Below are 14,403 nucleotides of genomic sequence, written 5' to 3'. Positions count from 1 at the left end.
TTCATGGTTTGCGCTCGGTTTCTTCCGAGCGCAAATCGCGCAGGTAATAGACGAAGATGGCGCCCGCGATGGCGGCGATCGTCGCCACCTTCAAGAGAAAGCGCACCGGCGCCTGGCCGCCGAGAAAATTGGCGACGAGCGACGTGCAATCGCCGATCAGCGTGATGCTGGCCACGAACAGCGTGAGATAGGTCAGCCATTTACGCACCTTCGACGCGCGCTTGGCGGGGTCGCGAGCAATCGCACGGCGCAACCGCCACCCGATGAACAGATAAATCGGCACGGTAATGATGAGCGCGGCCAGCGACCAGCGCACGCCGGCGAGAAACGCTCGATCGCCATGCCCCGTCGTCGTGGCTGGCGCGCCGGGAAACGCGTGGTCGATCCATTGAAAGACGAGATCGCCGAGATTGAAGGCGGCGATGTAAAGGGTCGTGAAGAGCAGCAGATACATGAATGCATCGCGTGCCGATAGATACGGCTTGGGCATCGGCACGGGAATAGGATAGTCGATCTGCGCGTAAGCGCCCAACGCATCGTCGATTTGATCGACGCGCCACCCGGCCTTGCCCAGAACCGAGCGGATCTGATCGCGCGGCAAGCCACGCAGCAGCGCGTCCCTCACGAACAGCGTCAATTCTTCGCTCGCAGCCAAGCGTCCCCCGTAGAAAGAATGCGCTCGCATGCATTCGTCCTCGCGCGCATACGACGCACTATAAGTGACCGTGCGGCCGTTGCCTATCTGGCGTGCACATCAGGGCTGCGTCACGCGCGCCGTCCGCGTTCGTGTGCCTCGCCCAAACCCACGTTTTGCGACGCGCTGGCCCGCGGCCTGCACATTCGATGACGCGATCCAAGCACATAAGCGCAAGCGCGCGATCGCAGTCGACGCCGAGCGGCGCATCGCCTGGGCGCTCAGCGCCCGCTCCCTATTGCAACCCATTCGTCGATGGTCTTGGCATCGAGCGTCCCCGCCGCGCCGTCGAAAACGATGCGGCCATGGCCCATCACGGCGACGCGCGCCGCCAAGCGCTGCGCCAGTGTCAGACGTTGCTCGATCAGCAGGACCGCGCCGCCCTGCTCGCACAGCCCCCGCAAGCAGTCGGCCACGGCGGCTACGGCCTGGGGCGCAAGTCCCTCGGTCGGCTCGTCCACGACGAGCAAGCGCGGCTCGCCCATGAGCGCGCGCACGAGCACGAGCATTTGTTGCTCGCCGCCCGAGAGCGCGCCCGCTTCGGTCCTGCGCCGTTGCGCCAGCATCGGGAAGCGCTCGAACGCAGCGTCGATCTTTCTTGCGGCCGAACGCCCTGCCCCGGGCTTGATGCCAAGGTGCAAGTTCTCTTCCACCGAGAGCGTGGGAAACACCTCGCGCTGCTCGGCGACGTAGCCCATGCCGAGGCGCGCGATCTCGAACGTGGGGCATGCGGCGATCTGCCGGCCGGCGAACACGATCGAGCCCGTGCGCCGCACGAGACCAGCGAGCGCTTTGGCGAACGTCGAACGCCCCGAACCGTTGCGGCCGCACAGCAATACGAGCTCGCCAGCATCGATGCGCAAATCCACGCCGTGCAACACCTGTGCCTGGCCGTACCAGGCGCAAACCGCGCGCGCTTCGAGCAACGCCGTCATGACGCAGCCTCCCCGCGCGACGCGCCCAAATACGCTTCGCGCACGCGCTCGTTCGCGGCGATCTCGGCTGGCGCGCCCGTCGCAACGATGCGGCCTTGCACCAATACCGACACGCGGTCGGCGAGTGCGAACACGGCGTCCATGTCGTGCTCGATGACGAGCAATGTCTTGCCAGCCGTCACGCCGCGCAACCATCGAATCGTATGCGCCGCCTCGTCTCGGTTCATGCCTGCCGTCGGCTCGTCGAGCAACAGCACGCGTGCGCCGCTAGCCAACGCGATGCCCAGGTCGAGGCGGCGCTGCGCGCCGTATTCGAGCGTACCTGCGCGCGTATGCGCCGCCTCGTCGAGTTCGAGCTCGGCAAGCAAGCGCCGGGCGCGCTCGTCCAGTTCGCGCGAACGCCGCCACCACAACGCCCAGGTCGAAAACGGCTGCCGCGCCGCTACGCCGCTGCGCGCCGCGAGCGCGCCGCACCACAGCGCGCACCGCAGGTTCTCGAGCACCGTCAGCCGCGCGAACACGCGCGTCGCTTGAAAGCTGCGACCGAGCCCTGCGCGAGCGAGGGCATGCGGGCTGCGTCCCGTCACGTCGACGCCGTCGAGCCGGACCGTGCCCGCATCGGGCCGCAGCACGCCGTCGACCACGTCGAACAGCGTGGACTTGCCAGCGCCGTTGGGCCCGATCAGCGCATGGCGCTCGCCAGCGGCGACGGACAGATCGACGCCGTTCAGCACGCGCGTCGGGCCGAAGCGCCGGGCGATGCCTTCGAGACTGAGTGCAGGCGCGATCGTCACTCGTCCTCTCCCGCAGGCGTTCCTACCCGCACGGCGGCGCGCAGCGCCCAGCGCGCCGCTGCCCCGAGCGCGACGAGCCCGCCCAGCGCCCCCTGCGTAGCCGGCGAAGTCAAATCGAAGGCGAGCCGCCCGAGGCGCCAGACGCCCCCGGCATCGGCAGCGAAGCGCAACGCATAGAGCGACTCCACGGCGATGACGAGCGCACCGAGCCATGCCGCAACGGCAACGCCGCCAAGCAGGTAGATCCGGCCCCGCGCGCGCCAGTCGAACGCGCCGATTCGCGAACGATGCGCGCACCACCAACCTGCGATGCCCTCGGGCCAGCGCAGCACGACGCCGACGAACAGCAAGCCGAGATAGACGGGCCATGCGCGCGACACGCCGGCCAATGCGCCGCTCAGCCCCGTCAGCACGAGCGCCCCGACGACGGGGCCGAAGAACGTCGACGAACCGCCGATGACGGTCGCGATCAAGACCGCCCCGGAGCGCGTCATCGCCACGCTTTCAGACGAAGCCAGCTCGATGTCGATCAACGTGAGCGTGCCGGCAATGCCCGCAAAGAATGCCGCGAAGACGAACATGGCGTACCGAACGCGGCGTGGATCGACGCCGAGCGCGGCAACGCGCGTTGCGTTCTCGCGCACGGCATTGGCGATGCGCACGAGCGGCGTGCGCGTCAGTGCGAACATGGCGGCGACCGAGAGCGCCGTCCACACCGCGATGACGGCATACGCTTGGCGCGGCGCGCCAAAATTCCAAGCGCCCCATGCGGGCCCGCTGCCGCGATCGATCGCAACGCCCGCCGCGCCGCCGAATCCTTCGGGCAGCGTCCATACGGCAGCGGCGACCAGTTCGCCGATGCCGAGCGTGATCATGGCGAACGCAGTGCCGGCGCGACGGGTGGCGATGGCGCCAAAGAGCGCGCCGCACACGGCCCCCGCGCAACCGCCGGCAAGCGGCAGCCACGGCAGCGCAACGCCGCCGCGATTGAACCAGTGGGCGGCGGCGAATGCGCCAAGGCCTGCGAACGCCGCATGACCGAACGACAGCAACCCGGTCTCCCCGAGCAGCAAGTTATAGGAGAGCGCCAAGACGATCATCGCCGCCGCTTGCGCGAGATAGCCGAAGACCCAACTGTCATGAACGAAAAACAACGGCGCCGCGAGCAGCACAGCGCCGGCGGCCCAACGCGAACCTGCGCCGAGATGGCGACCCTGCGCACCGTCGGCGCGTGCGCACCCATCCGTCGGCTTACGCATCGCCCTCGCGCCTTCCGAAGAGACCGCGCGGCCGCCAAGCCAGCATCGCGATCAGCAACACATAAGGCACGAGCGGCGCGGCTTGGGCCACGGTGAGCTCGGCCCAGGCCGATGGCAGGCGCACGCCGACCGTATGCAAGAGAGCGCCGAGCGAAGCCGTCGCGCCGACCGCCCACGTTTGCACGCACCCGATCAGCAACGAAGCGGCGAACGCGCCGCCGATGGAACCCAACCCGCCCACGATCACGACGACGAAGACGATGGAGCCGACGGCCTCGGCCATCCCCGGCTCGACCACGGCGAGCGGCGCGCCGATGACGCCGGCAAGCGCCGCGAGCCCCGTACCGACGGCAAACACCCACGTGCCGATGCGCGCAACGTCGTGCCCGAGCGCCTCGACGGCGCGCGCATGCGTCAGCGCGGCACGCAAGACGAGGCCGGTGCGCGAAGTGCGTAGCAACGCATACAACGCGCCGAGCGTGGCGACCGACACCATCATCATGAACGCCCGATAGCGCGAGAACGTGGCATCCCCCCAGCTCATCAACGGGCCATCGAGGATTGGGGGCAACGCGATCGACACGCTACCGAGCCCCCAGACGAGCTTGACGAATTCGGCCAGCAGGTAAGCCACGCCGAACGTCAGCAGCAACTCGTGCAGCGGGCCATTCACTCGCGCGCGCCGCAGCAGCGTGCGCTCGAGCGCGGCCCCCGCGCCCCCCGCGACGACCGGTGCGCACAGCAGCGCAAATCCGAACCCTGCGTGAGCCGCGATGCTGTAGCCGAGATAGCCGCCGAGCATATAAAAGCTCGCATGCGCGAAGTTCAACACGCCGAGCATGCTGAAAATCAGCGTAAGCCCGGCCGACAACATGAACAGCAACAGCCCATAGCTGACGCCGTTCAGCGTGGCGACGGCGAATGCCTGCACCTTAGGCTCGCCCCTCGTCCACCGCGACGACGAGCGGCGCGAGCGCGCGGCGCAGCGGCTCGGGCAACGCTGCAGGGCGGCGCGTGGCGCGTTCGACATAGACATGCACGAAGTGCCCTTGCGCGGCGGCTTGCGCGTTCCCCTCTTGGAACAGCGCGACCTCGTAGCGCACGCTCGAGGCGCCGATACGCGCCACGCGCAAGCCGGCTTCGACGCGCTCGGGAAAAACGAGCGGCGAAAAATAATTGCATTGCGTCTCCACCACGAGCCCGATCGTTTCGCCGCGCTCGAAATCGAGCACGCCCGCGCGGATCAGGTACTCGTTGACGACCGTGTCGAAGTAGCTGTAGTAGACAACGTTGTTCACGTGTCCATAGACGTCGTTATCCATCCAGCGTGTCGTAATGGGCAGGAAATGACGATAGGCGTCGCGCGACGCGGGCGTGGGTTTGCTCATGGTGCGAAAGCCGTTGGCAATGGGCGGGATGAAGCGGCAAGGAATCGGACGACGGGGCGCGCCGCGAACGGATGCCGCAACGCGCGGAGCGCCGTCATTGTCCCGGCTTGTCGACGAACTCGAACGGCAAGCCGCGGCGGCGCATCCAATCGGCAAGCGCGAGGCCCGTCGCGGCGCGCCAGGGGCGCAGCTTGGCCGGTTCGACGAGCCGATACTCGAGCAGTTCGGGCGAGAGCGAGATTTCGCCTTCCGCCTTCACGTGATAGGCGACGATCAACTCGTTCTTGCGAATGAAGTCGTAGACGCCGACGAGCTCCGTCTCGCGAACGTACAGCGACGTTTCCTCGAGCACCTCGCGCGCGATACCGGCCTCGGGCGTTTCGCCCTGCTCCAAGAAACCCGTGATCAGCGCAAACATCCCTTCGTCCCAAGCAGCGTTGCGCGCGAGCAGGATCTTGCCTTCGTATTCGACGATCGCTGCGACGACGGGAAGCGGGTTGTTCCAGTGCACGAACCCGCACGCGGCGTCGGGGCAAACGTGACGTAGGCGACCGCCCTCTTCGGCGGCATCCGGCCGTTGGACGAGCGTGCTCGCACAGCGTGGACAGAATCGATAGTCGCTCATAGGGGTGAAGAGGCCGGCAGGCGCCGGCCGTTGGCGGAAACGCGCTAATTCTAGCGGCTTTGCGCCGACGTGTGCCCCGGGTCAGTCATCGGCCGAGCGCGATTTGACCGCAACCGCGACGAGTCCCACGGCGCCGACGAGCAGCACGAGCGCGGCGAGCCAGAGCGCAGGGCCGAACGACCCGACCCGCGCGGCGATCGGCGCGGCGACGAGCGGCCCGGCGATTTGGCCCACGCCATACGCCGCCGTCGCGTAACCCATCAGCCCCGCCGCGTGCTCGCCATGCAGCCGCCGCGCCTCGCGCATCGCGAACAACGTGATCGCCGTGAACGGCAAACCGATCAGAATGCTGCCCAGGGCGAAACCGGCGGCAGTCGGGAACACGATGCCGAGCGCGATGCCGGCCGCCTGCACGAGATAGCACAGCGCGAGCAGCGCGCGGTTGTCCCATTGGACCGGCATTCGCGCGGCGAGTAGCGACCCCGGAATCAGCGCCGCACCGAACATGGGCCAAAACAGATCCGGCCAGTTCGATCCTGGCAGCGCCTGACGGGCGATCACGGGCAAGAAGGTAGCCGTGATGATGTAGCCGAAGCCCGGCATGCCGTACAGCACGACGAGCCAAATGCTTTGGGCGCGGCGATCGGCCGCGCTCATCGGCGCCGCTGCGCCGGCAGCCGCCGCGCTGCGGGCGGACGCGCGCTCGCCGCCGGACGAACCGCGTTGCCGTGCGAGGGTATCGGGCGCGGCGGCGTGGCGGGCGCTCACCCTGGACGGCGCAAACGTGCGCCATACCAACACCGTGCAGACCGCGCACAGCACCCCGAACAGCAGCCAACCGAACGCCGGGCCTTCTCGCCCGGCTGCGCCGACCAAGAGCCCCGTCGCGACGATGCCGATGCCCGGCCCGGTATAAATCACCCCGCTCCACGCGGGCGCTCCAAGCCGAGCAAGGCGCGCGAGTCCCCACTGGGAGGCGAACACGAAGGTCCAAGCGCTCACCACCCCGGCGACGAACCGCACCGCGACCCAAACGGGCAGGCTGTGCGTCAGCCCCATCGCAAGCGTGAGCACGACCGTCGTCGCCAGTCCCGCGCGCACCATGCGCGAGTGCTCGACGGGTAGAAAAGCGCAGGTCAGCGCGCCGACGAAATAGCCCGCGTAATTGACCGAAGCGAGCAGCCCGCCCTCTTTCAGATCGAGCAAACCCGCGTGCAGCATCAGCGGCAACAACGGGGTGAAGGCGAAACGGCCGACGCCCAGGGAAACGGCGAGCGCGATCATGCAAGCAATGGCGACGCTCGCAGCGCCGGCGGCCTCCGACCCCGGAAGAAAAAAGATATTGCGCATCGAATTTGATCGGGCCATCGGACCATCCTCACGGCTTGCGGTTGAAATCGACTGGGGATTGACGACGGACGAAGCACGCGCAATGCCGCGCCGCCGCCAAGATCCCCCTGAGCAAGCCATAAAGCGCCCGAATCGCGCACTGGCTCGCCCATTCGTTATCGACGATGGTAGCCCGCGGGTTCGATCATGGAAAATGAATAATTTGGATTGGATCTATCTCCCGGAGAGAATCAGGAGTGCGGCCGCGTGGACGCTTTTCCCTGTGCGGCAAGGCTGCATCAGCCCGCTAGCTTCCTGAACGTCTCGAGCACGGCCTCGCCCTTGAACGGCTTGACGATCCAGCCTTTGACGCCGGCCGCCTTGCCGCGCTCCTTCATCGCGGGACTGCTTTCGGTCGTCAGCATGATGACGTTGACCGCGCTATTGGCCAGTTCGCCGCGGATCTTCTCGACCATGGTGAGGCCGTCCATGTTGGGCATGTTGACGTCGCTGATGACGAGTCTTACGCCCGGGTTCGTCTTCATCTTGGCAAGCCCGTCCTTGCCGTCGATCGCCGTATCGACATCGAGGCCGTTCTTGCGCAGAAAGCCGGCGACTTCGTCGCGCACGGTGCTCGAATCGTCCACCACCAGAATCTTTGCCATAGCCAATTGTTTGGGTTGAGGTTGGAATTTCAAAAAAGCTCGAGCTCACCCGCGCTCTCATGGACGTCGGCCACCTGCGCGGTGAAGTCGATCGGTTCGCTCGCACAAACGCACAAGGTCATGCGAAGCCTCGCGCCGTCTTCGATCGTCACGTCGTAGGCCGCCAGGTGCGCCGGCTCGAGTTCATCCAGATAGCCCATGCAATCGCTCGAGAGCGTGTAGGGCGTCGACATGCCCAGGTCGGGAAAATGCTCGACGAGTTGTTGATTGATGGCGCCACAGCATAAATTGCCGATCTCCAGCGCAGCCTCGGGCAACGCGCGATTCGCCGCCTCGCCCGCGTAGTACGAGCGCGTGGCTTCGTCGTCGGCGAATTGCAGCAAGAGCACGATGCGAAATCCGATCGACACGATCGTCAGTACGTGCACTTGCGCACTCACGCCCTGCCCGGCGCGTTCCTGCACCGCAGCGCGCACGATCTCGCAAGCGTGCGCCGGATTCATGGTCAACCGCGTGCGAGCCGCCTGAAACACGATGCGCTCGAAACTTTCCTTGGCGGCTTGGCTGATCACGTGGGATTCCGTTCGAGCTTCGATTGAAATTGCTGGGCGAGCGACTCGACGCTACCGAGCGCGGCCGTGATCATCTTTCCTCCGGCCTGAATATCCTGGAACGTGGCCGTCGTGACGAGATCGTTGCGATCGAGACTGTCGCGATAGCTCTTGGACAACTCCTGCGAGCGCGTGGCGAGTGCACGCACCTCGCCCGCGACGATCGAGAAACCGCGACCCGCGGCCCCCGCCCGAGCGGCCTCGATCGACGCGTTGAGCGAGACCATCAGGACGTGATTGACGATGCGCGCAAGTTCATGATTCTTGCGATGCATGTCTTGGTTTTGCGCCATGAGCGAGATCATCTGCTCGTGCCAGCGTTCGAAGGTGGCCGCCAATTGTTTCAGACGTGCCGCTTCGCTCGCGATGCGCCCAGCATGCGCCAGCAGATCGTCGTGACGCGCGCGCGACTCGGCCAATGCTGCCCGAGCGTGGGCCAGCGCGTCCGCTTCGCGTGCGAGCGCATCGGACAGACGCTGCGTCTCGGCGCCAAGCTCGCTCGCGCGCATTTGCTCGGCAGCGATGAGCGCTTGATCGTGCGCTTTGCGCTCATCGTTCGCGCCGCTCATCCGGGCAAGCGCTGCGCTGTGCTCGCGCCACGCGCACAGCCTCGCTCGTTTGAAGGCGACGAACGCAGCAAGCGCCGCCACCGCCGCCACCGCCGCCGCGACCGCCAGCGCCAACATCGAATTCGTTAGGACCACAACTTTCCCTACCCTTCTCTGACATCCGTGCTCGATTGGATCGAAGCGTCGTGCGCCGCTCACGCGAACGCTCCGCTTTACGCAAGCATCCCGTTTATGCGAGTGCGTCGTCGCGCGCCGCCTTCGCGCCCTGCTCGAGCGGCGCGCCGAGACTGTCGACGACCCAGGCCTCGGGCAAATGCACGATCGTTTGGAAGCGCCGAAAATCGGCGCCGTCGCGCTCGTCGGTGAAGCGCAACTCGATGCGCCCGAGCTCGCGCTCGAGCATCGCCTTGACCGCATCCATGCCCACGCCGCGGCCCGACACTTCGGTCACGGCCCCAGCAGTCGAAAAACCCGCCCGGAAAATGAAGCGCGCCACGGCGTCATCGCTGAGCGTCGCGTGCGGCTCGATCCAACCGCGCTCGGCGGCGATCGCGCGAATGCGCCTCATCGCCAGCCCGCGGCCATCGTCGCTCAACGTAATTTGCAACGCGCCTGCATCGACGCCCACATCGATCTCGATCGCTCCCGCTTCGGGCTTACCGGCCGCCACGCGCTCATCGGCCGGCTCAATGCCGTGATCCACGCTGTTGCGCAGCAGGTGCGTAAAGACGTCGCGCAGCGCGCCGCTTGCGTGGCGGCGCAACCGGTAGCCGTTGTCGTCGATCGCCACCTTCGGCGCGCGCTTGCCGAGTTCCTCGGCCAGCGACGGCAGCGATTCGATCAGACCGGCAAGCGCTTGCTCGAAGCTCTCGGTATCGAGCAAGCGCAGCGTGCGACGGACCGCGTCGCGCATGGCCACGAGCCCGGCGGTATCGCTGTCGCCGACCGACTCGACGAGCCGTACGCTCTCGTCGATATGCGAACGATCGACCACCATGTAACGCCCGCTTTGCGCGCGATGCGACAGTGCGCCCGGCCCCTTGCGGCCGAGGCTGACTTCATTGATCGTCGCGTAATGCTCGACGGCTTGCTTCACGCGTGCGAGCTCGGCGATCGACGCCTCGCGGTCCCACGCCTCGTCGGCGCCCAGGCGGCGCATTGCGTCGTAGCGCTGTTCGGCTTCGTGAACGATGCTCGTCAAGTGCCGCAGGCCATACGTGCGCGCGTTGCCCTTGATCGTATGCATATTGCGGAACAACTCGGCCAGCGCCGATTCGTCGGCATGCTCGTGCTGCCCGATGATCCGCTCGTTTTCGTGTATGAAGCCCTTCGCGCTTTCGACGAATTGGTGGAACTTGTCTTGGCTGACGGCCAGGATTTCGCCGATCATTTCAAGCTGCCGCTTTTGCTGGGTCGATTCGGCGGCGAGCCGGCGCAGTTCCGTGACATCGCGCACGCACAGCATGAGACGCACGACGGTATCGCACTCGTCGGTAATCGCCGACCAACTCAAATCGAGCGTTTTGACGCGCCCGTCGGGCATCGTCTTGGCGACTTCGTTGACGAGCAGGTGTTCGTTGAAGGCGAAATTGATCGCATCTTCGCCGATGCAAGCGTGAATGGCTGCCTCCACTTGCGAGCGCGCGTCGGCGTCGAGGCTCGTCTGACCGAACACGAGCGACATCACGTCGCGATCGGCGATGTCCTCCGTCTCGAAGATGGCCTCGAGGTACGCCGAGTATTCTCCATGCACGAGACCCCCGTCGACGACGGTCAAGATACCCTGCTGCATGTTCTGCAACATCGCTTGGATGTCGGCAGTCTTTTGCTTCAACTGCAGCGCGCTCTCTTCGATCTTTTCGATCATGTCGTTGAACGCGACGATCGAGCGACCAATCTCGTCCATGCGCGCGACGGGCACGCGCCGCGTGAAGTCCTGCTTCTCCGCGATCTCGCTCATCTCGGCCTGCATGCGCGTGAGCGGCCGCGTGATCTGTCGATACAGCAGCATGCCGATCAGCGTCAACAGCGCGATCGCAGCCGCCGTCGCGCCGCCGATCGCGGTGGTCGTGGTGGCGAGCATCCCGTTGAGCGAGCCGATCGCATCGTCTTTCTGGCGGTTCTTTTCGATGCGCATCGTCTCGACGATGCCTTCGAGTTCGTTGCGGTACTCGCCCACGTCGGCGAACAAGAAAGCTTGCGCGAGCGCTTCCTGGCCCGAAGCTTTCATACGCTCGGTTTCCTCGATGGCCGAGAAATAGTTCGCCATGCTTTCGCGCGCCTGTGCGACGAGCCCCCGCTGCGCATGGCTTGCGGCCGCCTGCGCCTGTAGGTCGAGCGCTTGGCGCAGCTGCGCCTGCTTCGTCTTCAATTGCGCTTGCGCCTGCGCCACCATATTGGCGTCGGGCGCGTAGACGAGCGTCATCGTTGCCAGTTGGACGTCCTTCACTTCAGCGACGAGATCGCTCGAGGCGAGCGCGCTCGGCACGACCCCTTGCGTGACCTGGCGTACTTGCGCGGCGCTACGGCGGGCTTGGTACGTGGCGTAGCCCCCGATCGTCGCGAGCGCGACGAACATGAGCAGCACCACCAAAGTGATGCGATGACGGATCGTCATGGGTGAACCCCGTTGCGTGGTCTATCGCCCGCGGTCTTGGCCGCACGCGATTCATTTGCCAATTGGCTTTGTATTGAACTCTTACTTCCTTCGCGGCGATTATCGATGCGCGTCGATGACGAAGTGATGACCAAAGCAATCGGGGGTAGGCGCGCTAAAACGAAAAGGCCGCTTGCAGTCACCCTGCAAGCGGCCTTTGACGATGCCGAAGAAACGGTAGGAACCGAAATCGAACCAGGCGTTCAGACCGGTCCTTTACAGCCAACCTTTACGGTCGACTGTTATAGCTGCCCTTGCACCCACGCCTTCACGCCCGCGAGCGCCGCGGGCAGCTTCGCAGGGTCGGTGCCCCCGGCTTGCGCCATATCGGGCCGTCCACCGCCTTTGCCGCCCACCTGCTGCGCGACGAAGTTGACGAGTTCGCCCGCCTTTACCTTCTTGCTCGCATCGGCCGTGACGCCAGCGATGAGGCTGATCTTGTCGCCATCGACCGCGGCCAGCACGATCGCCGCATGCTTGAGCTTGTCCTTGAGCTTGTCGACCGTCTCACGCAGCGTCTTGACGTCTGCCCCGTCGAGCGTCGCTGCGAGCACCTGCACGCCCGACACGTCGACCGCTTGCGCCGCGAGTTCGTCGCCTTGGCTCGAAGCGAGCTTGGACTTGAGCGCCGCGAGCTCCTTTTCGAGCGATTTGACCTGCTCCTGCACTTGCGCGACACGCTGCGTGAGTTCCGAGGGCTGCGCTTTCAATGCGGCGGCAACCGCATTGACACGGCCCTCTAGGCTTTGCACGTAGCGCACGGCGTTATCGCCCGTGATCGCCTCGACCCGCCGAATGCCGGCCGCCACACCCGTTTCGCCCACGATCTTGAACAGGCCGATATCGCCCGTGCGGTGCACGTGCGTGCCGCCGCAAAGCTCGCGCGAGAAACCGAGATCGAGCACGCGCACTTCATCGCCGTACTTTTCGCCGAACAAGGCCATCGCGCCGCCTTTGACCGCCTCGTCGTAGGGCATGACGCGCACGATGCCGGGCGCATTGGCGAGCACTTCGGCATTGACGATATCTTCGACGCGGCGCAACTGCTCGTCGGACATCGGCGCGTTGTGCGCAAAGTCGAAGCGCGTTTTTTCGTCGTCGACGAGCGAACCCTTTTGCTGGACGTGGGACCCGAGCACTTCGCGCAACGCCTTGTGCATCAAATGGGTCGCCGAGTGGTTACGCGCCGTGCGCGCGCGGCGCACCGCGTCGATCTCGGCTTTGACGACATCGCCCACGCGCAAGACGCCCTGTTCGAGCGTGCCGTGATGACCCACGACGTCGGCTTGCACCTTCAGCGTATCGGCCACCGCGAAGCGCACGCTAGCGTTCGCGAGAACGCCCGTATCGCCCACCTGCCCGCCCGATTCCGCGTAAAACGGCGTGTGGTCGAGCACGACGACGGCCTGTTGCCCATGCGCGACTTCGTTGACGGCCGTCCCGTCGACATAGAGCGCCACGACCTTCGCGTCGTCGAAGATCGACTCTTCGTAACCGTGGAAGGTCGTCTTCGCGCCCGAATAATCGAGACCCTGCGCCGCCTTGAATTTGCCGGCCGCGCGCGCCTGTTCGCGCTGACGCGACATGGCCTCGTCGAATGCGGGCTCGTCCACCGTCATGCCGCGCTCGCGGCAGACGTCTGCCGTGAGGTCGAGCGGAAAGCCGTATGTATCGTGCAGCTTGAACGCGATATCGCCGGAAAGCACCTTGCCGCCCTTGCTTTCGAGCGTGGCGAGCGCGTCGTCGAGAATCGACATGCCGTGCTCGATCGTCTCGAAGAAGCGCTCTTCTTCTTGACGCAGCACATCCGTCACGCGCGCTTGCGCATCGGCGAGTTCGGGGTAGGCGCCGCCCATTTGCGCGACGAGATCGGCAACGAGCTTATTGAAGAACGGCCGCTTGCAGCCAAGCTTGTAACCGTGGCGAATCGCGCGGCGCACGATCCGGCGCAGCACATAGCCGCGCCCTTCGTTGCCGGGAATGACGCCGTCGACGATCAAAAACGAGCAAGCGCGAATGTGATCGGCGATCACTTTCAGCGAGTTGTTCGACAGATCGCTCACGCCCGTTTCGCGCGCCGCAGCGGCAATCAGCGCTTGGAACAGGTCGATTTCGTAGTTGCTATGCACATGCTGCAAGACCGCCGCGATGCGTTCGAGCCCCATGCCCGTATCGACGCAGGGCTTGGGCAGCGGCGTCATATTGCCTTGGGCGTCGCGGTTGAACTGCATGAACACGAGATTCCAGATCTCGATGTAGCGATCGCCGTCTTCCTCGGGCGAGCCCGGAGGGCCGCCCCAGACGTCGGGCCCGTGATCGTAGAAAATTTCCGAGCACGGCCCGCACGGCCCCGTATCGGCCATCTGCCAGAAATTGTCGGACGCGTAGCGCGCACCCTTGTTGTCGCCGATGCGGATGATGCGCTCGGTCGGCACGCCCACTTCCTTGGCCCAGATGTCGTGCGCTTCGTCGTCTTCCTGATAGACGGTCACCCAGAGCTTTTCCTTGGGCAGCCCATAGACGGTGGTCAGCAGTTCCCACGCGTAATGGATGGCGTCGCGCTTGAAATAATCGCCGAACGAGAAGTTGCCGAGCATTTCGAAGAACGTGTGGTGCCGCGCGGTGTAGCCGACGTTTTCGAGGTCGTTGTGCTTGCCGCCCGCGCGCACGCTGCGTTGCGCCGTGGTCGCCCGCGAATACGGGCGCGACTCCGCGCCGAGAAACACGTCTTTGAACTGCACCATCCCCGAATTGGTGAAGAGTAGCGTCGGGTCGTTGCCGGGCACCAAGCTGGACGAGCGAACGATCGTGTGGCCCTTCGATTCGAAGAACTTGAGGAATTTCTCGCGGATTTCGGCGGCTTTCATAGGAAACGGAA

13 protein-coding genes are annotated in these 14,403 nt (G+C 65.5%); all 13 read right to left on the bottom strand.

All coding sequences use genetic code 11. The features are described 5' to 3' along the window. Position 1 precedes the first annotated feature (1 nt). The gene (locus tag MMB74_RS00690) at positions 2-685 is read right to left on the bottom strand and encodes a DUF5671 domain-containing protein (protein ID WP_277426668.1); all 684 of its coding nucleotides are present in this window, start codon (positions 683-685) and stop codon (positions 2-4) included. Positions 686-915: 230 nt separating this feature from the next. Next, entirely contained in the window at positions 916-1,629 is a 714-nt protein-coding gene (locus tag MMB74_RS00685; protein ID WP_277426667.1) for an ABC transporter ATP-binding protein, read from the bottom strand. Further along, on the bottom strand, positions 1,626-2,417 hold the full coding sequence (locus MMB74_RS00680) for an ABC transporter ATP-binding protein (protein ID WP_277427110.1): 792 nt from the start codon (positions 2,415-2,417) through the stop codon (positions 1,626-1,628). Before MMB74_RS00680 ends, MMB74_RS00685 begins: the two co-directional genes overlap by 4 nt. Positions 2,418-2,419: 2 nt before the next feature. Beyond that, entirely contained in the window at positions 2,420-3,682 is a 1,263-nt protein-coding gene (locus MMB74_RS00675) for a branched-chain amino acid ABC transporter permease (protein WP_277426666.1), read from the bottom strand. Beyond that, positions 3,675-4,613: a branched-chain amino acid ABC transporter permease gene (locus tag MMB74_RS00670; protein ID WP_277426665.1), complete on the bottom strand. Its 939-nt coding sequence runs from the start codon at positions 4,611-4,613 to the stop codon at positions 3,675-3,677. The genes MMB74_RS00675 and MMB74_RS00670 overlap by 8 nt, the downstream gene beginning before the upstream one ends. A 1-nt stretch (position 4,614) precedes the next feature. Further along, positions 4,615-5,070, bottom strand: a complete 456-nt coding sequence (locus MMB74_RS00665) for a thioesterase family protein (RefSeq protein ID WP_277426664.1) — start codon at positions 5,068-5,070, stop codon at positions 4,615-4,617. A gap of 94 nt (positions 5,071-5,164) precedes the next feature. After that, entirely contained in the window at positions 5,165-5,695 is a 531-nt protein-coding gene (locus tag MMB74_RS00660) for an NUDIX domain-containing protein (protein ID WP_277426663.1), read from the bottom strand. Positions 5,696-5,776: 81 nt separating this feature from the next. Next, a complete protein-coding gene (locus MMB74_RS00655; RefSeq protein WP_277427109.1) occupies positions 5,777-7,045 on the bottom strand; it encodes a YbfB/YjiJ family MFS transporter in 1,269 nt (422 codons plus the stop codon). 278 nt (positions 7,046-7,323) lie between these two features. Beyond that, the gene (locus tag MMB74_RS00650) at positions 7,324-7,689 is read right to left on the bottom strand and encodes a response regulator (RefSeq protein ID WP_277426662.1); all 366 of its coding nucleotides are present in this window, start codon (positions 7,687-7,689) and stop codon (positions 7,324-7,326) included. A gap of 29 nt (positions 7,690-7,718) precedes the next feature. Next, positions 7,719-8,261: a hypothetical protein gene (locus MMB74_RS00645; RefSeq protein WP_277426661.1), complete on the bottom strand. Its 543-nt coding sequence runs from the start codon at positions 8,259-8,261 to the stop codon at positions 7,719-7,721. Continuing rightward, positions 8,258-8,986, bottom strand: coding sequence for a methyl-accepting chemotaxis protein (locus MMB74_RS00640; RefSeq protein ID WP_277426660.1), 729 nt, complete (start codon positions 8,984-8,986; stop codon positions 8,258-8,260). The genes MMB74_RS00645 and MMB74_RS00640 overlap by 4 nt, the downstream gene beginning before the upstream one ends. A 112-nt stretch (positions 8,987-9,098) precedes the next feature. Then, positions 9,099-11,486: a HAMP domain-containing protein gene (locus MMB74_RS00635; RefSeq protein WP_277426659.1), complete on the bottom strand. Its 2,388-nt coding sequence runs from the start codon at positions 11,484-11,486 to the stop codon at positions 9,099-9,101. Positions 11,487-11,767: 281 nt separating this feature from the next. After that, entirely contained in the window at positions 11,768-14,392 is a 2,625-nt protein-coding gene (gene alaS / locus MMB74_RS00630) for an alanine--tRNA ligase (RefSeq protein ID WP_277426658.1), read from the bottom strand. Positions 14,393-14,403: the final 11 nt, after the last annotated feature.

The sequence above is a fragment of the Trinickia sp. Y13 genome, assembly GCF_029522115.1.
In the GTDB taxonomy this organism is placed as follows: Bacteria; Pseudomonadota; Gammaproteobacteria; order Burkholderiales; family Burkholderiaceae; genus Trinickia.
This window is presented reverse-complemented; position numbering and strand designations above follow the sequence as displayed.